19 protein-coding genes are annotated in these 24,172 nt (G+C 71.8%); 15 read left to right on the top strand and 4 right to left on the bottom strand.

Features of this window, described 5'->3' with window-relative positions; translation table 11 throughout:
- Window positions 1-97 precede the first annotated feature (97 nt).
- The 3 genes from CSC68_RS10630 (at window position 98) to CSC68_RS10620 (ending at window position 5,688) form a co-directional block, all read left to right on the top strand.
- A complete protein-coding gene (locus CSC68_RS10630; protein WP_162203534.1) occupies window positions 98-2,683 on the top strand; it encodes a glycoside hydrolase family 3 protein in 2,586 nt (861 codons plus the stop codon).
- A gap of 375 nt (window positions 2,684-3,058) precedes the next feature.
- Window positions 3,059-4,624, top strand: coding sequence for a sodium/sugar symporter (locus tag CSC68_RS10625; RefSeq protein WP_162203533.1), 1,566 nt, complete (start codon window positions 3,059-3,061; stop codon window positions 4,622-4,624).
- Window positions 4,621-5,688 carry a LacI family DNA-binding transcriptional regulator gene (locus CSC68_RS10620; RefSeq protein ID WP_162203532.1) on the top strand — a complete coding sequence of 356 codons (1,068 nt, stop codon included), beginning with the start codon at window positions 4,621-4,623 and terminating at the stop codon, window positions 5,686-5,688. The genes CSC68_RS10625 and CSC68_RS10620 overlap by 4 nt, the downstream gene beginning before the upstream one ends.
- Before the next feature lie 16 nt (window positions 5,689-5,704).
- Here CSC68_RS10620 and CSC68_RS10615 read toward each other — a convergent pair whose 3' ends face one another.
- Window positions 5,705-9,451 carry an indolepyruvate ferredoxin oxidoreductase family protein gene (locus CSC68_RS10615; RefSeq protein WP_162203531.1) on the bottom strand — a complete coding sequence of 1,249 codons (3,747 nt, stop codon included), beginning with the start codon at window positions 9,449-9,451 and terminating at the stop codon, window positions 5,705-5,707.
- A gap of 146 nt (window positions 9,452-9,597) precedes the next feature.
- Between CSC68_RS10615 and CSC68_RS10610 the strand changes: the two genes are divergently transcribed.
- Complete coding sequence (locus CSC68_RS10610) at window positions 9,598-10,230, top strand: tetratricopeptide repeat protein (RefSeq protein WP_211365735.1); 633 nt, start codon at window positions 9,598-9,600, stop codon at window positions 10,228-10,230.
- A gap of 128 nt (window positions 10,231-10,358) precedes the next feature.
- On the top strand, window positions 10,359-11,276 hold the full coding sequence (locus CSC68_RS10605; protein ID WP_162203530.1) for an AEC family transporter: 918 nt from the start codon (window positions 10,359-10,361) through the stop codon (window positions 11,274-11,276).
- 33 nt (window positions 11,277-11,309) lie between these two features.
- Here CSC68_RS10605 and CSC68_RS10600 read toward each other — a convergent pair whose 3' ends face one another.
- A complete protein-coding gene (locus CSC68_RS10600; protein WP_162203529.1) occupies window positions 11,310-12,794 on the bottom strand; it encodes an AAA family ATPase in 1,485 nt (494 codons plus the stop codon).
- A 111-nt stretch (window positions 12,795-12,905) separates the two neighbouring features.
- On the opposite strand from CSC68_RS10600, the gene CSC68_RS10595 reads away from it, so the two are divergent.
- The 10 genes from CSC68_RS10595 (at window position 12,906) to CSC68_RS10550 (ending at window position 22,428) form a co-directional block, all read left to right on the top strand.
- Window positions 12,906-13,538, top strand: coding sequence for a ParA family protein (locus CSC68_RS10595; protein ID WP_162203528.1), 633 nt, complete (start codon window positions 12,906-12,908; stop codon window positions 13,536-13,538).
- 27 nt (window positions 13,539-13,565) lie between these two features.
- Window positions 13,566-14,042, top strand: coding sequence for a SixA phosphatase family protein (locus CSC68_RS10590; protein WP_162203527.1), 477 nt, complete (start codon window positions 13,566-13,568; stop codon window positions 14,040-14,042).
- Window positions 14,043-14,058: 16 nt separating this feature from the next.
- The gene (locus CSC68_RS10585; RefSeq protein ID WP_246193533.1) at window positions 14,059-14,649 is read left to right on the top strand and encodes a YceI family protein; all 591 of its coding nucleotides are present in this window, start codon (window positions 14,059-14,061) and stop codon (window positions 14,647-14,649) included.
- On the top strand, window positions 14,646-16,613 hold the full coding sequence (locus CSC68_RS10580) for a phospholipase D family protein (RefSeq protein WP_246193532.1): 1,968 nt from the start codon (window positions 14,646-14,648) through the stop codon (window positions 16,611-16,613). The genes CSC68_RS10585 and CSC68_RS10580 overlap by 4 nt, the downstream gene beginning before the upstream one ends.
- Window positions 16,614-16,660: 47 nt before the next feature.
- The gene (locus CSC68_RS10575; protein ID WP_162203525.1) at window positions 16,661-17,104 is read left to right on the top strand and encodes a hotdog fold thioesterase; all 444 of its coding nucleotides are present in this window, start codon (window positions 16,661-16,663) and stop codon (window positions 17,102-17,104) included.
- A 74-nt stretch (window positions 17,105-17,178) separates the two neighbouring features.
- Window positions 17,179-17,988 (top strand): lysophospholipid acyltransferase family protein, encoded by an 810-nt coding sequence (locus CSC68_RS10570; RefSeq protein WP_162203524.1) that lies wholly within the window; start codon window positions 17,179-17,181, stop codon window positions 17,986-17,988.
- A gap of 77 nt (window positions 17,989-18,065) precedes the next feature.
- On the top strand, window positions 18,066-19,061 hold the full coding sequence (locus CSC68_RS10565) for a YheT family hydrolase (RefSeq protein ID WP_162203523.1): 996 nt from the start codon (window positions 18,066-18,068) through the stop codon (window positions 19,059-19,061).
- A gap of 42 nt (window positions 19,062-19,103) precedes the next feature.
- Complete coding sequence (locus CSC68_RS10560) at window positions 19,104-21,170, top strand: tetratricopeptide repeat protein (protein WP_162203522.1); 2,067 nt, start codon at window positions 19,104-19,106, stop codon at window positions 21,168-21,170.
- Window positions 21,171-21,189: 19 nt separating this feature from the next.
- On the top strand, window positions 21,190-21,801 hold the full coding sequence (locus CSC68_RS10555; RefSeq protein WP_162203521.1) for a YbhB/YbcL family Raf kinase inhibitor-like protein: 612 nt from the start codon (window positions 21,190-21,192) through the stop codon (window positions 21,799-21,801).
- Window positions 21,802-21,822: 21 nt separating this feature from the next.
- Window positions 21,823-22,428 carry a GyrI-like domain-containing protein gene (locus tag CSC68_RS10550; protein ID WP_162203520.1) on the top strand — a complete coding sequence of 202 codons (606 nt, stop codon included), beginning with the start codon at window positions 21,823-21,825 and terminating at the stop codon, window positions 22,426-22,428.
- 3 nt (window positions 22,429-22,431) lie between these two features.
- On the opposite strand, the gene CSC68_RS10545 is transcribed toward CSC68_RS10550, so the two are convergent.
- Window positions 22,432-23,226 (bottom strand): META and DUF4377 domain-containing protein, encoded by a 795-nt coding sequence (locus CSC68_RS10545; RefSeq protein WP_162203519.1) that lies wholly within the window; start codon window positions 23,224-23,226, stop codon window positions 22,432-22,434.
- Between the two features lie 51 nt (window positions 23,227-23,277).
- A complete protein-coding gene (locus CSC68_RS10540) occupies window positions 23,278-24,069 on the bottom strand; it encodes an undecaprenyl-diphosphate phosphatase (protein ID WP_162203518.1) in 792 nt (263 codons plus the stop codon).
- Window positions 24,070-24,172: the final 103 nt, after the last annotated feature.

Here is a 24,172-nt window from a genome sequence, read left to right as displayed (position 1 = left end):
TGACAGCGCTGACAGTTGCCCCGAGCCTCACGGCGGTGATGCCCGGAGAGGCGTACGCCGTCCGCGGCCGCGAGAGTCAACCTAGGGAGGGAGAACCTTGAGCAGCAAGCTTGCTGGAATGCGCGCGCCCGGCGCCCGCATCGCGACCCTGGCCACCGCACTGGCCCTGACCCTGCTGGCCGGATGCGGCAGGAACGAACCCGACGCCGGCGCGACTGCCGCCACGCCCGCCGCGGCCGACGGCAGCATCACTCCGGACAACTGGCCGCAGGGCCAGTGGCCGCTGCAGGCCGACCCGGCCGTCGAGCAGAAGATCGACGAGCTGCTGGCGAGCATGACCGTCGAGGAGAAGGTCGGCCAGATCGTCCAGGGCGACATCGCCTCGATCACCCCGGAGGACGTGCGCAAGTACCGCCTCGGTTCGATTCTCGCCGGCGGCAGCTCCGACCCGGGCGGCAAGTACAACGCCAGGCCGGAAGAGTGGCTGAGGCTGGCCGATGCCTTCTGGGAGGCGTCGATGGACACCTCCGGCGGCGGCAAGGCGATCCCGATCATCTGGGGCATCGACGCCATGCACGGCCAGAGCAACGTGGTCGGCGCCACCCTGTTCCCCCACAACGTCGGCCTGGGCGCGACCCGCAACGTCGAGCTGCAGCGCCGGATCGGCGAGATCACCGCGGTCGAGACCCGCACCACCGGCATGGAGTGGACCTTCGCCCCGACCGTGGCGGTGCCGCAGGACGTGCGCTGGGGCCGCGCCTACGAGGGCTATTCGGAGAACCCGGAGCTGGTGGCGGAGTTCGCCCGCGCCATGGTCGAGGGCCTGCAGGGCAAGGCGGGTGCGCCGGACTTCCTCGACGACCGCCACGTGATGGTCTCGGTCAAGCACTTCCTCGGCGATGGCGGCACCAGCAACGGCCGCGACCAGGGCGACAACGTCGCCAGCGAGGCCGAGCTGCGCGACATCCATGCCGCCGGCTACGTCACCGCGATCAATGCCGGCGCGCAGGCGGTGATGGCCTCGTTCAACAGCTACCACGGCACCAAGCTGCACGGGCACAAGCCGCTGCTGACCGACGTACTCAAGGGCCGCTTCGGCTTCAACGGCTTCGTGGTCGGCGACTGGAACGGCCACGGCCAGATTCCCGGCTGCAGCAACGACAACTGCCCGGCCACCTTCGCCGCCGGCCTGGACATGGCCATGGCGCCGGACAGCTGGAAGGGCATGTACGAGACCACCCTGGCCGCGGTGCGCGACGGCACCCTGCCGATGGAGCGCCTGGACGACGCGGTGCGCCGCATCCTGCGGGTGAAGTTCCTGATGGGCCTGTTCGACAAGCCCAGGCCCTCGCAGCGCGCGCTGGGCGGCAAGTTCGAGCTGCTGGGCGCGCCGGAGCACCGCGAGGTGGCGCGCCAGGCCGTGCGCGAATCGCTGGTGCTGCTGAAGAACCAGGGCGGCCTGCTGCCGCTGTCGCCGAAGCAGCGCATCCTGGTGGCCGGCGACGGCGCCAACAACATGGCCAAGCAGGCCGGCGGCTGGACCCTCACCTGGCAGGGCTCCGGCACCACCCGCGCCGACTTCCCCAACGCCGACACCATCTGGGACGGCCTGGAGCGCGCGGTGAAGGCCGCCGGCGGCAAGGCCGAACTGGCGCTGGACGGCAAGTACAAGGCCAAGCCCGACGTGGCCATCGTGGTGTTCGGCGAGGAGCCCTATGCCGAATTCCAGGGCGATATCGCCAACCTGCTCTACAAGCCGGGCAACGATGCCGACCTGGAACTGATCAAGCGCCTGAAGGCCGATGGCATCCCGGTGGTGGCGGTGTTCCTCACCGGCCGTCCGCTGTGGGTGAACCGCGAGATCAACGCCTCCGACGCCTTCGTGGTGGCGTGGCTGCCGGGTTCGGAAGGCGCGGGCGTTGCCGACGTGCTGCTGCGCAAGCCCGACGGCAGCGTCGCCCATGATTTCAAGGGCAAGCTGAGCTTCTCCTGGCCGGCCCAGGCCGTCGAGGGCAGCGTGCGCTCGCCGGACTACAAGGCGCTGTTCCCGTTCGGCCATGGCCTCACCTATGCCGACGGCGGCGACCTGGAGGTGCTGCCGGAGGAGTCGGGCATCGACGGCCTGCATGCCGCCCCGGGCGTGTACTTCGCCAACGCGATGCTGGCGCCGGGCCTGGCCGCGCGCGTGGAGAACGCGCAGAACCACACCGCGCAGATCACCACGGTCCCGGTCTCCCTGCACGACGGCAGCATCGAGGTGACTGCGGTCGACCACCAGCGCCAGGAGGACTCGCGCCGCTTCGCCTGGTCCGGCAGTACGCCGGCCACGGTGTCGATCTACGCCGAGCCGGCGATCGACCTGTCGCGCGAAACCAATGGCGACCTGCTGCTGGTGCTGACCCTGCGTCCGGACGCCGTGCCGGCCAGCGGCAACCTCGGCATCAGCGCCGGCCGCGGCACGCCGGTGTCGCTGCGCGAATCGCTGGCGGCGCTGCCGGCGGGGCAGTGGACCACCGTGGGCGTGCCGCTGAAGTGCCTGGCCCATGCCGGTGCCGACGTGTCCGCGCTGGACGTGCTGATGCGCCTGCACTCCGATGCCGAGGCGGCGCTCTCCGTCTCGCGCGTGGCGATCGGCGCGGTCAGCGAGGCCGAGCACATCGTCGACTGCCCGCGCGGCGAGTGATCCATGTGCCGGGGCCGGCGACCCGCTCGCCGGCCCCGGCAACGTCGCCGCAGGCGGTGCCGTTTCGCGCAAAACTTTGCTGCATTGCAGTGACCACGCGGCCCCGCGCCGCCTCCGCCACACGCAAACACGCGCCCCGCGCAGGCCACGGCAGGCGCAGGAAGGGCCTGGCGGTGGAAGCGTTTGACAACGCCGGCCGGCGGCACCGATAAGACAGCGCTGTCAGGCGTCGAGGGAAACCGGCGTGCGCGGGCCCGCCGCGTCGCCGCGAGGGCTGCGGGCGCGCTTGCAGCGCCCGCTCCCGTACCCGCCCAAGGCACTGGAACACGGCGGCGCGTCGCGCCGGCGGCCCAAAAGGATCGTGGAGGAACCCGAGTGAAACTTGCGACGCTGGACATCGCCATCGTGCTCGCCTACCTGGCGGGCATCTTCATCCTCGCCCAGCTCGTATCCCGCGAGAAGGCCGGCCACCAGAAGTCGGCCAGCGACTATTTCCTCGCCAGCCGATCGCTGCCGTGGTGGGCGATCGGCGCCTCGCTGATCGCGGCCAACATCTCGGCCGAGCAGATCATCGGCATGTCCGGCTCCGGCTACGCCATCGGCCTGGCGATCGCCTCCTACGAATGGATGGCGGCGGCCACCCTGCTGATCGTCGGCAAGTTCTTCCTGCCGGTGTTCCTGCGCAACCGCATCTACACCATGCCGCAGTTCCTGGAGGAACGTTACGGCAAGCGCATCCGCACGCTGATGGCGGTGTTCTGGCTGGGCCTGTACGTGTTCGTGAACATCACCTCGATCCTGTGGCTGGGCGCGATCGCGGTGAACCAGGTCGCCGGCGTGGACCAGATGACCGCGGTAGTGCTGATCGGCGTGTTCGCGCTGGCCTACCAGCTGTATGGCGGCCTGAAGGCGGTGGCCCTGACCGACATCGTCCAGGTCACGCTGCTGGTGCTGGGCGGACTGCTGGTGACGGCGCTGACCCTGGGCGAGCTGGGCGGCGGCGACGGCATCATCGCCGGCTTCAACCGCCTGTGGTCCGAGCATCCGGGCCACTTCGAGATGATCCTCAGCCCGGACAACCCGTTCTACAGGGACCTGCCGGGCATCAGCGTGCTGATCGGCGGCATGTGGATCATGAATGTCAGCTACTGGGGCTTCAACCAGTACATCATCCAGCGCGCGCTGGCGGCCAAGGACCTGAAGGAAGCGCAGAAGGGCGTGCTGTTCGCCGCGTTCCTGAAGCTGCTGATGCCGGTGATCGTGGTGCTGCCGGGCATCGCCGCGGTGATGCTGGCGCCCTCGCTCGAGCGTCCCGACCAGGCCTACCCGACGATGATGGGCCTGCTGCCCAGCGGCATCCTCGGCCTGGTGTTCGCCGCGCTGGTGGCCGCGATCGTGGCCTCGCTGGCATCGAAGATCAATTCGGTCGCGACCATCTTCACCCTGGACTTCTACGCCAAGATGCGCCCGGACGCAGACCAGCCGAAGCTGGTGCGCGTGGGCCGCATCGCCGCTGCGCTGTCGGTGCTGATCGGCATCCTCGCCGCGCGCCCGCTGCTGGGCAGCTTCGACCAGGCCTTCCAGTACATCCAGGAATACACCGGATTCTTCACCCCGGGCATCGTGGTGATCTTCGTGCTGGGCCTGTTCTGGAAGCGCGCCAACCAGGCCGGTGCGCTGGCCGCGGCGATCGGTTCGTTCGTGCTGTCGGTCGTGCTCAAGCTGGCCTGGCCCTCGCTGCCGTTCATCGACCGCGTCGGCCTGGTGTTCCTGTTGGCCCTGGCGCTGGCCGTGGCGGTGTCGCTGGCCACCGCACCGCAGCGCGAAGGCAGCGACCTGATCCGCACCGACGACATCGACTATTCGACCACCGCCGCGTTCAACATCGGCGCCCTCGGCGTGGTCGCCATCCTCGTGGCGCTGTACGCGGTCTTCTGGTGAGCGCGGGGCCGTCCAGCGGACAGCAGCCGGACCCGCGCCCGGGATCGGTCCCGGCGCGGGCCCGCATCGAGGACGTGGCGGCCGCGGCCGGCGTCTCGATGAAGACCGTCTCGCGCGTGCTCAACAACGAGCCGGGCGTGCGCGAATCCACCCGGCTGCGCGTGCGCGAGGTGGTGGCGGCCCTCAACTACCGTCCGGACCCGTCCGCGCGCAGCCTCGCCGGCGCCCGCTCGTACCTGGTCGCGCTGCTGTACGACAACCCTTCGCCGAATTACCTGATGGAAGTGGTGACCGGCGTGGTCGAGGCCTGCGAGGCCCACCACTACGGCATGCAGATGCAGCCGCTGGCGTACAAGGCGCCGGGTTGCCTGGAGGCGCTGGATTCGCTGCTGGCCGGCTCGCGCCTGGACGGCCTGATCCTCACCCCGCCGCTGACCGACAGCGACGAGCTGCTGGACCTCCTGGACCAGCGCGGCATCCCGTTCGCCTGCATTTCCCCGTACAAGCGCGAAGGCCGCATCGGCGTGTCGCTGGATGAACACGACGCGGTGTGCGAACTGGTGGCCCACCTGGTGGCGCTGGGCCATCGCCGCATCGGCCATGTGCGCGGGCATCCGGACCATGGCGCCAGCGAGTGGCGCCTGGCCGGCTACCGCACCGCGCTGCGCCGCGCCGGCCTGTGCTACGACCCGGAACTGGTGGTCAACGGCGAGTTCTCGTTCGACTCGGGCCTGGAAGCCGGCCGCCGCCTGCTGTCGCTGCCGCAACGGCCCACGGCGATCTTCGCCGCCAACGACGACATGGCCGCCGGAGTGATGCGCGCGGCCAGCGAGATGGGCCTGCGCGTGCCGGCCGAGGTCTCGGTCTGCGGCTTCGACAACACGCCCATCGCCAAGCACATCTTCCCGCAGCTGACCACGGTGCAGCAGCCGACCCGGGACATGGCCCAGGTGGCGACCATGCAGTTGCTGGCGGCGATCCGCGACCGCGGTGCCGGCAGCATGGTGCACATGCCCTACGCGCTGCAGCTGCGCGATTCCACCGGGCCGGCCCCGCTGGACTGAGGCCGGCGCACCGCGCTCAGGCCGCGTCGCGCACCACGATCCGCAGCGGATCGTCCCACTGCCGCAGCAGCTCGGCCTCGCGTGCCCTGGCCGCGTGCAGGTGGGCTTCCTTGACGTGCCCGTAGCCGCGGATCTGGTCCGGGATGGAGGCGATCTGCGCGGCGAGGCCGACGTTGCCACCGTCCAGCTTCTGCAGCAGGCGTTCGATGGTGGCGAAGTAGTCCTCCACCAGCTGCCGCTCCATGCGCCGCTCGGCGGTGCGGCCGAACGGATCGAATGCGGTGCCGCGCAGGAACTTCAGCTTCGCCAGCCAGCGGAACGCGGTGAACACCCACGGACCGTACTCGCGCTTGACGAGGCGGCCGTGCTCGTCCTTCTTCGCCAGCAGCGGCGGCGCCAGGTGGAAGTGCAGGCGGTAGTCGCCCTCGAACTGCTGCTGCAGGCGGCGCTGGAAGTGGCCGCCGGTGTACAGGCGCGCGACCTCGTACTCGTCCTTGTAGGCCATCAGCTTGAACGCGTAGCGCGCCACCGCTTCGGTCAGCGCGGTGGAGCCGGGCACGCGTTCCTGTTCGGCGGCGCGGACCTTCTCCACCAGCTTCGTGTAGCGCTCGGCGTAGGCGCGGTCCTGGTAGGCGGTCAGGAACACGCGGCGGCGTTCGACCAGTTCCTCCAGGCTGCGCGACAGGCGCAGGTCGTCCAGCGGCAGCGGCGCGACGTTGCCGGTGGCGGTATCCAGGGGCGAGGCATGGCCATTGCCGGCGGCCTCGGCCGCCGAGGCCGGGAGCCCCCGCCACTCGCGCCCGCCGGTGGCCGGACGCGGCGCGCTGGTGCTGCCCCATTCGCTGCCTTCCCAGTCGCCGGGCGGCAGCACCTGCAGGTCGTCGGCGAACTCCTCCGCCGCGGTGACCGGGTTGGCGACCAGGCCGGCGGCCTTGGCCACCGCATCCGGGTCCACCGCCGCCAGTCGACCCCAGGCGAAGGCCTGCTTGTTCATCTCCACCGCTGCGCCGTTGAGCTCGATCGCGCGCATCAGCGCGCCTTCGGACAGCGGCACCAGGCCAAGCTGCCAGGCGTAGCCGAGCATGAACAGGTTGGTGGCGATGGCGTCGCCCAGCAGCGCGGTGGCCAGCTGGGTGGCGTCGAGCAGGCGCGGCTCGCGCCCGCCCAGGGCCAGCTTCACCCCGGCGATGATCTCGGCCGCTGGGAAGTGCAGGTCGGGCCGGGTGGTGAAGCTGCCCGGCATGGCCTCGTAGGTGTTGAGCACCACTTCCGAGCGCTCGGCGCGCACCTTGGACAGGGCCCAGTAGTCGTTGACCACGACCATGTCGCAGCCAAGCACCAGGTCGGCCTCGCCGGCGGCGATGCGCACGGCGTGGATGTCGGCCGGCCTGCGCGCCAGGCGCACGTGGGTGGTGACCGCACCGCCCTTCTGCGCCAGTCCGGTCTGGTCGAGCACGGTCGCGCCCTTGCCTTCCAGGTGGCCGGCCATGCCCAGCAGGGCGCCGATGGTGACCACGCCGGTGCCTCCCACGCCGGTGATCAGGATGTTCCAGGGACGCTCCAGTTCCGTACGCACCTGCGGTGCCGGCAGGTTGTCGAGCAGGGCCGCGGCCTCGGCGCGCGGGCCCTTGCGCGGGCGGCCGCCGTGCACGGTGACGAAGCTGGGGCAGAAGCCCTCGACGCAGCTGTAGTCCTTGTTGCAGTTGGACTGGTCGATCTGGCGCTTGCGCCCGAACTCCGTTTCCTGCGGCAGCACCGACACGCAGAAGCTCTTCTGACCGCAGTCGCCGCAACCCTCGCACACCAGGGTGTTGACCATCACCCGCTTCTGCGGGTCCTCGAGCTTGCCGCGCTTGCGCCGGCGCCGCTTCTCGGTGGCGCAGGTCTGGTCGTAGATCAGGATCGACACGCCCTTGACCTGGCGCAGGCGCTGCTGCACCGCGTCCAGTTCCCTGCGGTCGTGGAACTCCACGCCCGGCGGGAACAGCTCGCGCTTGTGCCAGCGCGAGATGTCGTCGCTGACCAGGACGATGGTGTCGATGCCCTCGGCGCGCATCTGCCAGGCAATGTCCGGGACCGTCAGCGTGCCGTCCACCGGCTGGCCACCGGTCATGGCCACGGCGTCGTTGTAGAGGATCTTGTAGGTGATGTTCACCTTCGCGGCGACGGCCTGGCGGATCGCCAGCGAGCCGCTGTGGAAGTAGGTGCCGTCGCCGAGGTTCTGGAACACGTGCTCCGTCTCGGTGAACGGCGCCTGGCCCGCCCAGGTGACGCCTTCGCCACCCATGTGGGTGAAAGTGTCGGTGGAGCGGTCCATCCAGGTGACCATGTAATGGCAGCCGATGCCCGCCAGCGCGCGCGAGCCTTCCGGCACGCGGGTGCTGGTGTTGTGCGGGCAGCCGGAGCAGTAGTGCGGCACGCGCGGGAACTGCGCCCGCGGCAGTGCCATCTCCGCTTCCTTCTCCTCCATCCAGCGCAGGCGCTGCTCGATGGATTCGGTCGTGAAAAAGCGCTGGATACGCCGGCCGATCACGCCGGCGATGGTGGCCGGGGTCAGCTCCCCGGTGGACGGCAGGATCCACTCGCCGGCCTCGTCGTACTTGCCGACGATGCTCGGGCGCCGGCCCCAGTCGGCCGGCCAGTTGTAGAACTGCTCCTTCATCTGTCGCTCGATGAAGGCGCGCTTCTCCTCCACCACGACGATGTCTTCCAGCCCGCGGGCGAAGGCGGCGATGCCCTGCGGCTCCAGCGGCCAGCTCATGCCGACCTTGTACACGCGGATGCCGATGTCGCGGCACGCTTCCTCGTCCAGGCCCAGGTATTCCAGGGCCTGCAGCACGTCCAGGTAGCTCTTGCCGGTGGTGACGATGCCCAGCCGCGCGCGCGGCGAGTCCAGCACGATGCGGTCGACCTGGTTGGCGCGGGCGAAGGCCTGGGCCGCGCGCACCGCGTAGCGGTGCAGGCGCATCTCCTGGTCCAGCGGCGGATCGGGCCAGCGGATGTTGAGTCCGCCCGGCGGCAGCTCGAAGTCCTCCGGCAGCACGATCCGGCGCGCGAACGGATCCACGTCCACCGATGCGGAGGATTCCACCGTCTCGGCGATGGTCTTGAAGCCGATCCAGCGTCCCGTGTAGCGGCTCATCGCCCAGCCGACCAGGCCCAGGTCGAGGATGTCCTGCACGCCGGCCGGATTGAGCACCGGCATCATCGCGCTGACGAACTCGTCCTCGCTGCCGTGGGGCAGGGTCGAGCTGCGGCAGGCATGGTCGTCGGCGGCCAGCGCCAGCACGCCGCCATGCCGGGAGGTGCCGGCGGCGTTGCCGTGCTTGAACACGTCGCCGCAGCGGTCCACGCCCGGACCCTTGCCGTACCACATGGCGTACACGCCATCGACCTTGGCCCCGGGGAACAGGTTGGTCTGCTGCGTGCCCCAGACCATGGTCGCGCCCAGGTCCTCGTTGAGGCCCGGCTGGAAGCGCACCCTGGCCGCTTCCAGGTGCTTGCGCGCGCGCCACAGCTCCAGGTCGAAGCCGCCCAGCGGGCTGCCGCGGTAGCCGCTGATGAAGCCGGCGGTGTCGAGTCCGGCCGCCGCGTCGCGCAGCTGCTGCATCAGCGGCAGGCGCACCAGCGCCTGTACGCCGCTCAGGTAGATGCGGCCATCGCGCCGGGTATAGCGATGCTCCAGCGCGTAGTCGGCGTCGAAGGTGGCGAGCCCGGGCTGGTTGGCGGACGCGGGCGAGGTCAGTTCGGCGGTACTGGTCATGACAGGCCTGAGCGTGGCTGTGCCGGGCGCCCGGCTGAGCGCGACATCATAATCAAGCTCGCGCCCCGGGACATTGAACGCAGCAATAAGGGCCAAGGTTGGTTAGCATTGGCGCGGGAGGGATCTTCTCTCGGGGGAAAAACGACGTGAAGAAGTTGAGTTTGGTGCTCGCGCACCTGCTGGTGCTGGTCCCGGTCGTGGCGTTGGCGCAGTCGCTGCCGGCGCCCAAGGAGTTCTATTTCGACGAGGACAGCCTCACCACGCGCGAGCTGATCGCCGTGCAGGGCGATGGCGACGAGGTCGTGGAGCGCCTCACGGCCACGATCCAGAGGCGCCCGAGCGACGTGGAGCCGCGCGTGCAGCTGGCCCACATCGCGATGCGCTCCGGCCGCACCGAGCTCGGCACGCAGCTCTACGATGCGGCGCTGAAGGCCGTGTCGGGCAAGCAGCGCCTGCAGCGCGCCGTGGTCTGGAACTACGGCTGGGACCTGTTCCGCAACGGCGAGCCGCAGCGCGCGCTGGAGCAGTGGTCCGGGCTGGTGGGTGGCTGGCCGGCGGCGCCCGGCTGGCAGCCGCCGACCTTCGCCCTGGTGCTGTGGACCCTTGGCCGGCGGGATGAGGCGGTGAAGTGGTACGCGGCCGCGGTCCGTACCGAGCCGCAGCAGTGGAGCGATCCGGCCAACCACGCCACCCTCCTGCCTGACTGGACCGAGGAGGAGCGGACGGTGCTGGCGGAGGTCCACCGGGCCTGGGAAGCCAATCCGCCGACCTGGCCCTGATCCGGTCCGTGCGTGGGACAATGATCGTCCCCCACACGGCCACGCCCCCATGACCTGCATCGACCCCGGAAGCGACCCCTGCCCGGCGTGCACGCACGCCTGCGTACGGAGGCAGTGAGGGCGGTTCGATGGCGTTCGATGCATTTGCCCTGATCCTGGCCATGCTCGCCCTGGGCATGGCCATGGGCCGCACCACCCTGCTCCCGGACAACGCGTCCGAGGTGCTCAACCTGGTGGTGCTCTACGTCTGCCTGCCCGCGGCGGTGCTGCTGTACGTGCCGCGACTGCACCTGGAATGGTCGCTGCTGGGCATGGCGCTGACGCCGTGGATCCTGATGGGCGCGACCTGGCTGCTGGTCGCGCTGGCCGCGCGCGCATGGAAGTTCGGCCGCGAGCAGTACGCGGTGCTGCTGCTGTGCGTGGGCCTGGGCAATACCAGCTTCCTCGGCTACCCGATGGTGCGCGCGCTGCTGGGCGAGAGCGCGGTGCAGTACGCGGTGGTGTACGACCAGTTCGGCACCTTCGTGATGCTGTCCACGCTCGGCCTGTACATCTGCGCGCGCTACAGCGGCGATGCCCCTCCGGGTCCGCGCGAGATGGCCCGGCGGATCGGGCGCTTCCCGCCGGCGTGGGCGCTGCTGCTGGGCCTGACGGTGATGCCGGCCGACCCGCCGCATTGGATCGGCGCGGGCCTGCAGCGACTGGCCGACTCCATGCTGCCGCTGGTGATGCTGGCGGTGGGCCTGTCGATCCGGCTGCGCCTGCCGCGCGAGGAGCTGGGCCCGCTGGCCACCGGCCTGGCGCTCAAGCTGGTGGTGATGCCGGCCATCGCCCTGCCGCTGTCGCTGCTGTTCGGCATGCCGCCGCTGATGCTGCGCGCCAACGTGCTCGAATCGGCGATGCCGACCATGGTCTCCGTCGCGGCCCTGGCCATGGCCCATGGCCTGGCGCCGCGGCTGTGCGCGGGCCTGGTCGGCTACGGCATCGTCGTATGCCTGGCCACGCTGCCGGCCTGGGCCTGGCTGCTGGGACGCATCCACGGCTGACGGCCGGGGCAGCGGCCGCGCGCCGCAGCGGCGTCAGTCGGCCGGTACCGTGCGCGGCAGCGCCCAGGCGCGCAGCGCCTCGACCTGCTCGGCCATCAGCACCGACAGCGGCCGGGTGTTGCGGATCTCGTCCATCAGCAGGGGGGTGTCCAGCACCCGCTGTTCGCCGTGGGCGGCGTACAGGCCGGAGACGATGGCCTGCTCGATCTCGGCGCCGGAGAAGCCGTTGGCCGCCGCCGCCAGCGCCGGCAGGTTGAAGTCGTCCGGCGGCAGTCCGCGCGCCGCAAGGTGGATGCGCAGCAGTTCCACCCGGGTGTCCGGGTCGGGCAGGTCGACGAAGAAGATCTCGTCGAAGCGGCCCTTGCGCAGCAGTTCGGGCGGCAGGTGCTGGACCTGGTTGGCGGTGGCCACCAGGAACACCGGCGCCTTGCGTTCGGCCATCCAGGTCAGCAGGTAGCCCAGCACCCGGCGCGACACGCCGCCATCGCCCTCGCCGCCGTCGGCCGCCACGCCCTTCTCGATTTCGTCGATCCACAGCACGCAGGGGGCCAGCTGGTCGGCCGAAGCCAGCGCCGAACGCAGGTTCTGCTCGGTCTCGCCGTGGTACTTGGCGTAGAGGGTGCCGAAATCCAGGCGCAACAGCGGCACCCCGAAGCCGGCGGCGATGGCCTTGGCCAGCAGCGACTTGCCGCAGCCCTGCACGCCCAGCAGCAGGATGCCGCGCGGCGGGTCCAGGCCCGGCGGCGGCGAGCCGGCGAAGGCGGCCTTGCGCAGCTGCACCCAGCGCTTGAGCCGCCGTGCGCCGGCCACCTCGTCCATGGCCGCGGTGTCGTACTCGTAGTGCAGGTGGCCGCTGCGGTTGAGCAGCTCGAACTTGAGTTTCGCCAGCTGCGGCAGGTCGGAGGCGGTGAGGGCGCCGTCGGCGTGGATCAGCTGGCGCGCGATGCGGCGCGCGTCGTGCAGGTCCAGGCCGTGCAGGTTGCGCACGATCTGCTGCACCGCCTCGGCGTCGACCTCCACCCGGCGGCCGCCGTGCTCCCGCGCGTAGGCCTCCGCCTCCTCGCGCACCAGCTTCAGCAGGGCGGCCGCGTCGGGCAGGCGGGGAGCGAAGCGCACCGCCATCGCCTCCAGCTCGGGCGGCAGTTCCACCCTGGCCCCGACCAGCACGATCACGTGCGGCTGGCAGTGGCGTCGCTGGAGGATGTCCCGCAGCAGGCGCTGGTGGCTGGCGTAGCCCAGGTAGGGGTGGAAGTCGAGCAGCAGGTAGACGCCGCGCTGCTCCGCGTCCTGGATGGCGCGCAGCACGTAGGAGGCATCGGGCGGGCCGTCGGCCGGATCCTCGCGGTCCAGGTCCAGGCGACGCAGTCCCTCGGTGATGGTCCAGCGGTGCAGGGCGCGCCAGACATGGGTCAGCGACTGCCGGAACAGTTCCACGACGCGGACCTCGTCGCGGGTCTCGATCACCACCAGCGGGGTATTGGCGCGGATCAGGGCGGTGAGGTCCTGCAGCTGGCTCATGGCGCTTCCGTGGCGGGAGGGGGCGTGAAGATAGCAATACCGGGACCCTTCCTACCGCGTCCACGGGAGGGCGGTGTAACCTGCGGCCAGCCCAACGGGAGCAGGCGGCGGATGAAGACGATCCTGGTGGCGGGTTCCAAGGGCGGCGTGGGCAAGACCACGGTCGCCACCCACCTGGCGGCGCACTCGGCGCTGCGCGGGCGGCGCACGGTGCTTGCCGACGCCGATCCCCAGGGGTCGGCCACCCGCTGGGCCGAGCGTCGTGCCGCGCTCGACAGCGCCGTGCTGCCGCTGGATGCCAGCGGGCGCCGGGCCTGGCAGTCGCGGCTGCCCCCGGATGCCGACCTGGTGGTGGTCGATGCCCCGGCCGGCGCGCTGGCCGCCGATCTCGGTGGCTTCCTGGACCAGGCCGACGCCGTCGTGGTGCCGCTGCAGCCCTCGGCGCTGGACATCGAGGCCACCGTCGCCTTCCTGAACACCCTGGCCAAGGTGCCGCGGGTCCACGCGCGGAAGCTGCCCGTGGGCCTGGTGCTCAACCGCGCCAAGCCCTGGACCAATACCAGCCAGCAGGCGCTGCAGATGCTGGAAGGATGGCCCTACCCGGTGGTCGCGCAGCTGCGCGACACCCAGGCCTACGTGGTCCTGGTGGGCCTGGGCCGAAGCCTGTTCGACTACCACTCCGCCCAGGTGCGCGATCACCAGGCCGACTGGGAGCCCCTGCTCCAATGGTTGGGCCAGGCATGAGCGCCTGCCGCCCCGGGAGGAAACCACGTGCGTGAACTGATCCTGCTGCGCCATGCCCATGCCGAACCCGGTGCGCCCGGGCAGGCGGACATGGACCGCCCCCTCTCGCCCCATGGCCTGGCCGAGGCCGAGGCGGCCGGCCGCTGGCTGGCTGGCAACGGCTTGCTGCCGGACCGGGTGCTGTGCTCCCCGGCGCGGCGCACGCGCGAGACCCTGGAGGCGGTGCTGGCGATCACCGGCTATGCCGAGCAGCGGCTGGAGGAGGCGATTTACGAGGCCACCCCTGGCACCCTGATCGGCCTGCTGGAGGAGCAGCGCGACGTCGAACGGCTGATGCTGGTCGGCCACAACCCCGGCCTGGAACGGCTGGTGGCGCTGCTGGGAAGCGGCCGTTCGGACGATTACCGCGGGATGCCGCCGGCGGCGGTGGCGGTGCTGACGCTGCCGCAGGGGCGGGCGATGGAACCAGGGATTGGCAGGCTCGACGCGTTCTGGTGGCCCTGAGCGGATGTTGTCGCGGTTGTCGTTGTTCCTGGCGCTGTTGCTGCCTGCCGCGGGCGTGGCGGCGGGCCAGTACCATCCTGCCCCGCCTGCCCAGCAGGCGGTGACCCTGTACGAGCTGGACCAGGCGCATACGCGCCTGGAATTCGAGGTGCGGACCCGCCTGGGCCAGCGGCTGCGCGGGGAATTCCCGCGCTACGAAGGACTGGTCGACCTGTTGCCCGACGGCCGCCAGCGGGTACGCTTGCGCGTTTCCACCGCTGCCGCCGAGATCCCGGGAAAGCCGCGTTACACCGGCTGGATGCGTGGCGACAGCTTCTTCGACACCTTGCGGCATCCCTGGATGGAATTCGTTTCCGACCCGTTCCCGCCCCACGCGCTGGCGCAGGGCGGGAAACTGCATGGCCACCTGACCCTGCGCGGCGCCACCCGGGCCGAGAGCCTGGACGTGGAGCCGGCGGCCTGCGAGCGCCCGGGCCTGGACTGCGCGGTGCAGGTCCACGGCGACATCGCCCGGGCCCGCTACGGCATGGACGACTGGCAGGTGGTGCTGTCCGAGCGGGTGCGTTTCACGATGGAAGTCTGGCTCAGGGAGGCGGGCGCGCGGTGAACGCCTGGGCCCGTCCGTTGCTGGCCGCGCTGCTGGCGCTGTCCGCGACCGCCTGCAGCACGCTCAGCCCGCAGCAGCGCGACCGGGCGGCCGCGGTGGCGGTGTCCGCGCGCGATTCGACCGTTGAATGCACGCGCGCGGACCGCTGCGCCGAGCCCTCGCCGCTGCGCGAGCTGGCCGGCGAGGCGTTCGCCGAGACCGCCTCGGCCCCGGACGGACAGCCGCGCCACCGCGCCCTGATCCTCGACGAGGGCGGTGACGCGCTGCTGGCGCGGATCAACCTGATGCGCAGCGCCACCCGCCGCATCGACCTGCAGACCTACATCTTCGACAAGGACGACAGCGCGCGCCTGGTGATCGACGAGCTGCTGGCCGCGGCCAGGCGCGGGGTCAAGGTGAGGGTGCTGATCGACCAGCTCTCGGCGATCGCCGACCTGCAGATCCTCGGCGCCCTGGCCGGCGCGCACGAGAACCTGCAGCTGCGCATCTACAACCCCACCTTCGGCCGCGCCAAGCCGAACTACCTGCATTACGCCGCCAGCGTGATCTGCTGTTTCCGCCGCTTCAACCAGCGCATGCACAACAAGCTGCTGGTGGTCGACGACGCGGTCGGCATCTCCGGCGGGCGCAACTACCAGGACGACTATTACGACTGGGACGCCGAGTACAACTTCCGCGACCGCGACGTGCTGGTGGCCGGCCCGGTGGTGCGCGAGATGGAGCGCAACTTCGCCCTGTACTGGAACGACCGCCGCAGCGTGCCGGTGGAGCGGCTGGACGACGTGGGCAGGCTGCTGCTGGCGTCCGGCGTGCCGGAGCTGCCGCCGGCGCGCCCGGCGCGCCCGGAGCGGGTGGAACTGATGCGCCAGGCGGCCGCAGACGGCGAGCTGGTCGAGGAGCGCCTGGCGCGGAACGCGCTGGCGGTCGGCCGGGTCAGCTACCTGGCCGACGTGCCGAGGAAGCACCGCGAGGGCGGCAGCCGGGTCAGCGGCGCGTCCGGGTTGGCCGGGCTGCTGTCGCAGGCGAAGGAGGAGGTGCTGCTGCAGACGCCGTACCTGGTGCTCTCCGACAGCGCCGTGGAGATCTTCCGCGAGCTGCGCCAAGGCCCGGAGCCGCCGCGGGTGGTGGCTTCGACCAACAGCCTGGCCGCCACCGACAACGCGATCGTCTACGCGCTGACCTACAAGTACAAGCGCCGCAATGTGCGCGAGCTGGGCTTCGACATCTTCGAGTACAAGCCCTTCCCTGCAGATCCGCCTGTCGATCCGGCGCTGGGTGCGTGGCAGCCGGGCGACCCGGACACCCCGGAGCCGTCGGTGGCGCGCAGCGAGCTGCCGGGCGCCGGATCCCGGGCCGGCAGCGGCCGACCCGGCGGGGGCGACCGCGACCGCAGGCAGGTGCGCGACAAGCTGCGTACCGAGAGCCGTCCCTCGCTGCTGAGCACCAGCACGCCGGCCAACCGCCCGCTGCCGGTGCGCTCGCAGGGCAAGCGCCCACGCATGGGCCTGCATGCCAAGTCGATGGTGATCGACCGGCGCATCGCGGTGATCGGCACCCACAACTTCGACCCCCGCAGCGAGAACTACAACACCGAGGCGGTGGTGGTGATCGAGGACGAGGGCTTCGCCCAGGCCCTGGCCGAGAGCATCCAGCGCGACATCGCACCGGGCAATTCCTGGACGGTGGCCCCGCGCGGCCGGCCGCCGGTGCTGTCCGGGCTCAACTACAGCGTGGGCAAGGTGCTGGAGAAGTCGCCGGTCCTGGACCTGTGGCCGTGGCGCTACGCCACCAGCTACGAGTTCCAGCCGGGTCCGGACTGCCCGGAGCCGCTGCCGCGGCGTGACCCGCGCTTCCACCAGTGCTACGTGGCGGTGGGCGATTTCCCGGAAGTGAGCCTGGGACCGCGCACGATCCTCACCCGCATGCTCACCGCCTTCGGCGCGGGGCTGGTGCCGATCCTGTGAGGCGGCGGCGATAATCGCCGCCTTCTTTTCCCGCAGGAGCAGCGCCCATGGCCTTCCGTGGCCCGGTCGACCTGGAAGAACTCAACCGCCTCAGCCGCGGCACCCTGATCGAGCACCTGGGCATCGTGTTCACCGCCGCCGGCGATGACTGGCTGCAGGCGACCATGCCGGTGGAAGGCTTCACCCGCCAGCCCTACGGCCTGCTGCACGGCGGCGCATCGGTGGTGCTGGCCGAGACCCTGGGCAGCAGTGCCGGCAACCTGTGCCTGGACACCACCCGGCAGCAGGCGGTGGGGCTGGAGATCAATGCCAACCACCTGCGCGCGGTGCGCGAGGGCGTGGTTACCGGTACCGCCAGGGCGGTGCACGTGGGCCGCAGCACCCAGGTCTGGGACATCCGCATCGAGGACGCGCGCGGGCGCGCCAGCTGCGTCTCGCGCCTGACCCTGGCCGTGGTCCCGGTGGCGCCGCCGGAGGGCCGCGCCGGCTGACCTGCGTCCCGGCCCGCGCGCCACTGCGCCCGCGATCCCCAAACAGCCGTTCGATCCGGTATCGTGCGCCTCCTATGGACCCCGCCCCCCCTCGAGCCGCCCGGCGCCGCTCAGGCTCCGGTTCCGGCGTTGCCCGCCTGTTCCGCTACCTGTACCGCGTGCCGCTGTTCCTGCTGCACATCCTGGTGCCGCTGCCGCTGACCCTGCTGTGCCAGCTGCCGCCGCTGGCGCGCCTGCGCTGGGGCGAGGAGACGCTGGGCGACCGCGCGGTGCGGGCCTGGTCCGCCGGGCTGATGTGGGTGTTCGGCTTCCGCCTGGTGCGGTCCGGCAGGCCGTTGCCGGGGGCGACGCTGTTCGTGGCCAACCACGTCAGCTGGGTCGACATCGAGGTGCTGCACAGCCAGCGCATGATGGGTTTCGTCGCCAAGCGCGAGATCGCCAGCTGGCCCATCGTCGGCTGGCTGGCCACCCTGGGCCAGACCATCTACCACCAGCGAGGCAGCACCGATTCGCTGGCCGGCGTGATCGCGGTGATGCTCGAGCGCCTGCGCCAGGGCCGTTCGGTGGGCGTGTTCCCGGAAGGCCGCACCCGCGACGGTCGCGAGGTGGGCCCGTTCCACGCACGCATCTTCCAGGCGGCGGTCGAGGCCGGGGTGCCGGTGCAGCCGGTGGCGCTGCGCTACGGTGAGCGCGGCGACGCGCAGACGGTGGTGGCGTTCGGCCCGCGCGAGAACTTCGCGACCAACTTCGTCCGCCTGCTTGGCGAGCCGGCACGGCGCGCCGAGGTGCACTTCCTCGAGCCGATCCATCCGGGGCAGGTCGAGGGCCGCCGGCGCCTGGCCGAGCTGTCGCGCGAGCGCATCCTCGCGGCGATGGAGTCCTGAGCCGCGCGGGACGGCCTGCCTGCACCGCGCCCCCGTGTGACGCGGTATGGTCACGCCCGAACCGTCCATCCCCCCGAATGCTCACCGCCGCCGATTTCCAGCCGCCGCGCCTGCTGCGCAACCCGCACCTGCAGTCGGTCCTCGGTTCCAGCGCCCTGCGCCGCCACCGCGGACTGCGTGCGCTCGCGGCCGTGGGCGCGCAGAGCCGCGAACTGATCCTCGACGGCGGCAACGGCGTGCGCCTGCAGGGCTGGCACAGCCGGGTGCCCGGGATGGCTCCGCGCGGCATGGCGCTGCTGCTGCATGGCTGGGAAGGCAGCGCCGAGTCCGGCTACATGCGCATGACCGCCGCCCGCCTGCTGGCCTGCGGCTTCGAGGTCTTCCGCCTCAACTTCCGCGACCACGGCGACACCCACCACCTCAACGAGGACCTGTTCCACTCCAACCGCCTCGACGAGGTGGTGCACGCGGCCGCGGACATGGTCGCGCGCCTGGGGGTGCGCGACCTGGTGGTGGCCGGTTACTCGCTGGGCGGCAACCACGCCCTGCGCCTGGGCCTGCGCGCGGCGCTGGCCGGCCTGCCGCTGCGCCACATCGCCGCGGTCTGCCCGCTGGTGGACCCGTCGCGGACCATGGAGCACATGGAGCGCGCGCCGCAGTTCTACGACTGGTATTTCCGGCGCAAGTGGCGCAGCTCGCTGCTGCGCAAGCGCGAGCTGTTCCCGGAGCGCTTCGGCTACGACGACGCCACCCTGCAGCTGGACCTGCGCGGCCTGATGGGCTGGCTGGCGCAGCGCCACGCCGGTTTCGGCTCGGTCGAGGCCTACTTCGACAGCTACTCGATCGCCGGCCAGCGCCTGGCCGCGCTGGAAGTCCCGTCCGACATCCTGATGTCGCGCGACGACCCGGTGATCCCGTTCGAGGACTTCGAGCACTGGCAGCTGCCGCCGCGGGTGCGGCTGGAAGTGGCCTCGTGGGGCGGGCACTGCGCCTTCGTCGAGAACCTGCACGGCGACGGCTTCGCCGAGCGTTGGGTGGCCGAACGGCTGTGCGCGGCGCTGCCGGCAGACTGAGCGGCGCAGGCTAGAATCCGGGTTTTCCCGTGGAAAGCCCCGATGCAGCAGAAGATCCACCAGGCCCTGGAACGCGGCGCGCACGACGAGGCGCTGCAGCTGGCGCGCGAATGGACCGCCGCCGAGCCCGGCCTCGCCGCCGCCCACCGCGCGCTGGCCCATGCGCTGGCGCAGTCCGGCGACCCCGCCGCCGCGCTGGCGGCACTGGACCAGGCCATCGCCCTGGCCCCGGACGATGCCGGCCTGCACCACGATCGCGCGCTGCTGCTGGCGCGCAAGGGCGACGCGGCCGCCGCGCACGCCGCGTTCGGGCAGAGCCTGGAGCTGGATCCGAACAACCTGCCGGCCTACCTCGCCCAGGCGCGCCTGGCGATGTCCCTCGGCCGGCTGGACGAGGCCGAGCGCCTGGTGCGCATCGCCGCGCGCATCGGCGAGGGCCATCCGGAGCTGGCGGCCCTGGACGGCCTGCTGGCGATGCGCCGTGGCGACGCCGAGCGCGCCCTGGCCCTGGCTTCGGCCGCCAGCAAGCGGCTGCCGGACGATCCCCAGGGGTTCTCGGTGCTGGCCTTCGCCTACGCGGCCAAGGGCCACCACGCGTTCGCCGAGCAGGCGCTCCGCCGCGTCGTCGACCTGGTCCCGGACGCGCGGGGCGTGCAGCCGCTGCTGGCGCAGGCGGTCGCCGCGCAGGGCCGCCCCAGCGAGGCCGCCGACCTGCTGGCGCCGTTGCTGGCCGAGCCGGCCTCCGCCACGCCCGCGCTCCTGCGCACGGCCGGCCTCTACGCCCTGCAGGCGCGACGCGCCGGCCAGGCGCGCCAGTGGCTGGGGGCCGCGCTGGAAGCGGCACCCGACGATGCCCTGGCCCTGCGCGGGCTGATGAACCTGTGGGCCGCCACCGGCGACCGCGACGACGGCCGCGCCACCCTGGAATCGCTGCTGGCCGCCCACCCGGGCAACGGCATGCTGTGGGCCGCACGCCAGTCGTTCGAGCAGCCGGGCAGTGCCGAGGCCTCGGCCGTCCTCGAGCGATGGCTGGCGGCGATGCCCGGGCACGTGCCGGCGCTGGAGGCGGCGCTGGCCCATGCCGGTCGGATCGGCGATGCCGCGGTCGTGGGCGAGGCCGCGCGCCGGCTCCTGGAGGTCGCGCCCGAACATCCGGCGGGCCTGCAGTTCCTGGTCGAGTCGCAGCTGGAAGCCGATCCCGATGCCGCGCTTGCACGGGCGCGCCAGATCATGGAGCGGACGCCGGAGGGGCCGCGGCGCGACGTGGTCGGCGGCTGGATCGGCCGCCTGCTCGACCGCCTCGGCCGCAGCGAGGAGGCACTGTCGCTGTGGCAGGAACTGCATGACGGCAACCGCGGGCGCCGTGCCGAGCCGCCGGCCCCGGCCGTGGCCCCGCAGTCCTGGCCCGCACTGGCCGAGGCCGCGGCCGACGCGCCGCGCCCGGTGCTGCTGTGGGGCGCCCCGGGTTCGGCCGTGGAGCGCGTGGTCGACCTGCTCACCGCCGCCGGCGCGCCGCTGCTGACCGACCGCTTCCGTCCCGGTCCGCCGCAGGATCCGCTGCAGAGCCTGGGCACCGGCCCGGCCCTGGCCGAAGGCCGCCTGCCGGCGGACGCGGTGGTGGCGCAGTGGCGCGAGCGCCTGCCGGCGCGGGGTGCCACCGACACCGAGGTCGTCGACTGGCTGCTGCACTGGGACAACGCCCTGCTGCTGGCCCTGCGCCCGCACCTGCCGGGCGGGCGCCTGATGGCGGTCCTGCGCGACCCGCGCGACATGCTGCTGGACTGGTACGCGCACGGCGCGCCGCTGCCGCTGCAGCTGGCCTCGGCCGACGAGGCGGCGCGATGGCTGGCCGGGGTGCTGGGGCAGCTCGCCGACCTGCACGAGCAGGAGCTCTATCCGCACCTGCTGCTGCGCGTGGACGAGGTGATCAACGATCCGGTCGCGCTCGGCGCCTCGCTCAGCCAGGTGCTGGGCGTGCCCCTGCCGCCGGCCCCGCCGGCTCCGCCGCGCCTGCCCGCGGGGCGCTGGCGCGCATACGCGCAGGCGCTGGCCGGCCCGTTCGCGGCGCTGACGCCGGTCGCCGTGCGCCTCGGCTACGCTGCGGACTGATCCACAAGGAGGAAGGACCATGCGCATCTGGAGCGACAGTTTCCCCGCCGGTGGCCCGATCGCCGCCGAGTTCGCGCTGGGTGCCGTCGACGGCTTCGGCGGCAACCGCAACCCGCACCTGGCCTGGGACGGCGTGCCGGAGGGCACCCGTTCGCTGGTCCTGCTGTGCATCGATCCGGACGCGCCGACCGTGCCGGAAACGGTCGGCCGCCAGGACATGGAGATCCCGGTTGGCCAGCCGCGCACCGAGTTCGTGCACTGGGCGATGGTCGACATCGATCCCGCCGTGCGCGTGATCGAGGCCGGCAGCTGCAGCGACGGGGTGACCCGTGGCGGCAAGCGCCAGCCGCCGGGGCCGCCCGGCGCGCGCCAGGGCATCAACGACTACACCGCCTGGTTCGCCGGCGACGCGGAGATGGGCGGCGACTACCACGGCTACGACGGCCCGTATCCGCCGTTCAACGACGCCCGCGTGCACCGCTACTTCTTCCGCCTGTTCGCGCTGGACGTGCCGCGCCTGGACGTGCCGGACCGCTTCACCGCCGGCCAGGTGCTGCGCGCCATGCACGGCCACGTACGCGGCGAGGCGGCGGTGCACGGCACCTACACCCTCAACAACCGCCTGGGCTGAGGCGCCGCGCGGTCTCCGGCCATGCGGAAGATCGACCTCAAGCGCGAACTGGGCTCGCTCTACCGTCCGCCGGCCAGTGGCATCGTGGAGGTCGAGGTTCCCGCCTTCGGTTTCCTCATGGTCGACGGGCGCGGCGATCCCGATGCCTCGCCCGCGTGGCGCGAGGCGGTCGAGGCGCTGTTCGCGGTGGCCTACACGCTCAAGTTCGCGCTGAAGAAGCAGCGCGCGCTGGACTACGTGGTGATGCCGCTGGAGGCGTCGTGGTGGTCCGACGACCTGTCCAGCTTCGTGCGTGGCGCGCGCGATGCATGGCAGTGGACGGCGATGATCATGCAGCCGCCGGAGGTGGACGCGGCCATGGTCGCGGCCGCTGTGGTCTCGGCCGGCGCGAAGAAGGCCTTGCCGGCGCTGGGACGGGTGCGCCTGGAAACCCTCGCCGAGGGCCGCTGCGCGCAGCTGCTGCACGTGGGCCCATATGCGGAGGAGGGGCCGGCGATCGTGCGCCTGCACGAGTACATCCGCGCCCGTTCGGCGCTGCGCGGCCGCCACCACGAGATCTACCTCAACGACGCGCGCCGGATCGCGCCGGCGAAGTGGAAGACCATCCTGCGCCAGCCGATGGCCTGAGGCCTACGGGTCCACCGCCTCCGATTCGACCACCATGTCCAGCACGTAGGCATGGCGCGAGGCGTCGGCCGGCACCGGTTCGCGGCGCCGGTAATGGTCGATGCGCAACACGGTGCGCACGCCGGGCCGGTGCACGTAGCCCTCGATGGGGTCGTAAAGCAGCTGCCATTCGCCACGGGGGCCGGCTTCCAGCCCGTGCGCGTCGTAATGCACCTGGCGCACCTGCAGGCACTGCATTTCCGGCATCAAGGGGTGGTGGCACGGCCGGGCCTGGGCGGCGACCTCGAGGAAGATCCGCTCCGGCACCCCGCCGTGGCGCGTGGCGGCAGTGGGATGGCCGGAGAACGCCAGGCGGTCGCCGCCGGCGGTGGTGAGCACCAGGCGCGGCCGCGGGCCGGCGTCCAGCGCCAGCTGCAGGCGCCCCCGCAGGCGCGTGGCGACCTCGCGGTCCAGCGATGCCAGCGCCGGGTCGGTGCACGCCATCATCGTCGATGCCAGTGGTCCCAGCTGCAGCGCATCCGCTTCGATGCGCCACGGCGCGGACATGCGGTTGCAGGTGTTGGAGACGGCCAGGCGGCCGTCGCCGAAGTCCAGCTGCAGGGGCTGGCCGGGCCGGGCCATGAGCGCGTCGATGGCGCGGCCGCGCCGGTCGGTGGCCTCGTCCAGCCGCCAGTGGTGCGCCGCCAGCAGCGTGGCGACTTCGCCGGCCGGCAGCGCGGAGCTTCCTCCCGGGGAGGCGCAGCCTTCCAGCATGGCGGCCAGCAGCAGCGGCAGGAGGGTGCGTGGAACCGCAGACATGGCGTGCCTCCGGGGGTGGCAGGGAGTAGCGCGATCCTGCGCCGCCAGGTGTTACAGCGCCGGCATCAGCACCAGCAGGCCGAGGCCGAACAGGATCCGGTAGACCGCGAAGCCGGTGAACGGGTGTGCCTTGATGTAACCCATCAGCCAGCGCACCACGGCGAAACCGGTGACTGCGGCGGCAGCGAACGCGAGCAGCACGTCGCCCCAGGCTTCGCCGCCCAGCCCGCCTTCCATCGCCAGCTCCAGGAAGGCGTACGCGCTGGCGGCGAACATGGTCGGGATGCCGACCAGGAACACGAACTCGGCGGCCGAGGCACGGCGGCTGGTGCCGGCCAGCATGGCCATGAAGATCGCCGCGGCCGAGCGCGAGGTGCCCGGGAACACGCCCGCCACCACCTGCGCCAGGCCGACCAGGACCGCGACCTTCCAGCTGATCGTGGGCACGTCGCCGCGCTTGCCGGCGTAGTGCTCGGCCACCAGCATCCACACGCCGCCCAGCACCAGCGCCCAGGCGATCGGGGTGACCGTCTCCGGCAGTTCCCAGCCGGCCAGGCGCACCGGCAGCCCGACCATCGCGGTCACCAGGAACGCGACCGCCAGCTTGGCGACGTAGTCGCGATTGGCCGGATCGCCGAGGCCGGTGGCCAGTTCCCACAGGCGGCGGCGGAACACCAGGGTCACGGCGAGGATCGCGCCGGCCTGGATGACGATGTTGAAGAAATCCGACCTGGCTCCGAGCCAGTGCTGTGCGATCAGCAGGTGCCCGGTGCTGGAGATGGGCAGGAATTCCGTCAGTCCTTCGAGGATGCCCAGCAGCAGGGCGGAGAGCATGTCGGACACGTGGGGGTTTGTCGGTTTCGGGCGGGGGTGTGCCTGAGCATACGCGAGCAAATGCTGCACTGCGTATATCCCCAAAGTGGTGCAAGAGCCGCACCAAAATAAT

It is taken from the genome of Pseudoxanthomonas suwonensis (genome assembly GCF_010093235.1).
Classification (GTDB): Bacteria; Pseudomonadota; Gammaproteobacteria; order Xanthomonadales; family Xanthomonadaceae; genus Pseudoxanthomonas; species Pseudoxanthomonas suwonensis.
Note: the sequence above shows the minus strand (reverse complement) of the source record. Positions and strands in the feature narration are given on the sequence as shown.

Coding starts and splice junctions, on each gene's coding strand:
- CSC68_RS10550 (WP_162203520.1), top strand. CDS start 21,823: ATGCGGAAGATCGACCTCAAGCGCGAACTGGGCTCGCTCTACCGTCCG.
- CSC68_RS10615 (WP_162203531.1), bottom strand. CDS start 9,451: ATGACCAGTACCGCCGAACTGACCTCGCCCGCGTCCGCCAACCAGCCC.
- CSC68_RS10565 (WP_162203523.1), top strand. CDS start 18,066: ATGCTCACCGCCGCCGATTTCCAGCCGCCGCGCCTGCTGCGCAACCCG.
- CSC68_RS10545 (WP_162203519.1), bottom strand. CDS start 23,226: ATGTCTGCGGTTCCACGCACCCTCCTGCCGCTGCTGCTGGCCGCCATG.
- CSC68_RS10570 (WP_162203524.1), top strand. CDS start 17,179: ATGGACCCCGCCCCCCCTCGAGCCGCCCGGCGCCGCTCAGGCTCCGGT.
- CSC68_RS10575 (WP_162203525.1), top strand. CDS start 16,661: ATGGCCTTCCGTGGCCCGGTCGACCTGGAAGAACTCAACCGCCTCAGC.
- CSC68_RS10555 (WP_162203521.1), top strand. CDS start 21,190: ATGCGCATCTGGAGCGACAGTTTCCCCGCCGGTGGCCCGATCGCCGCC.
- CSC68_RS10560 (WP_162203522.1), top strand. CDS start 19,104: ATGCAGCAGAAGATCCACCAGGCCCTGGAACGCGGCGCGCACGACGAG.
- CSC68_RS10595 (WP_162203528.1), top strand. CDS start 12,906: ATGAAGACGATCCTGGTGGCGGGTTCCAAGGGCGGCGTGGGCAAGACC.
- CSC68_RS10600 (WP_162203529.1), bottom strand. CDS start 12,794: ATGAGCCAGCTGCAGGACCTCACCGCCCTGATCCGCGCCAATACCCCG.
- CSC68_RS10605 (WP_162203530.1), top strand. CDS start 10,359: ATGGCGTTCGATGCATTTGCCCTGATCCTGGCCATGCTCGCCCTGGGC.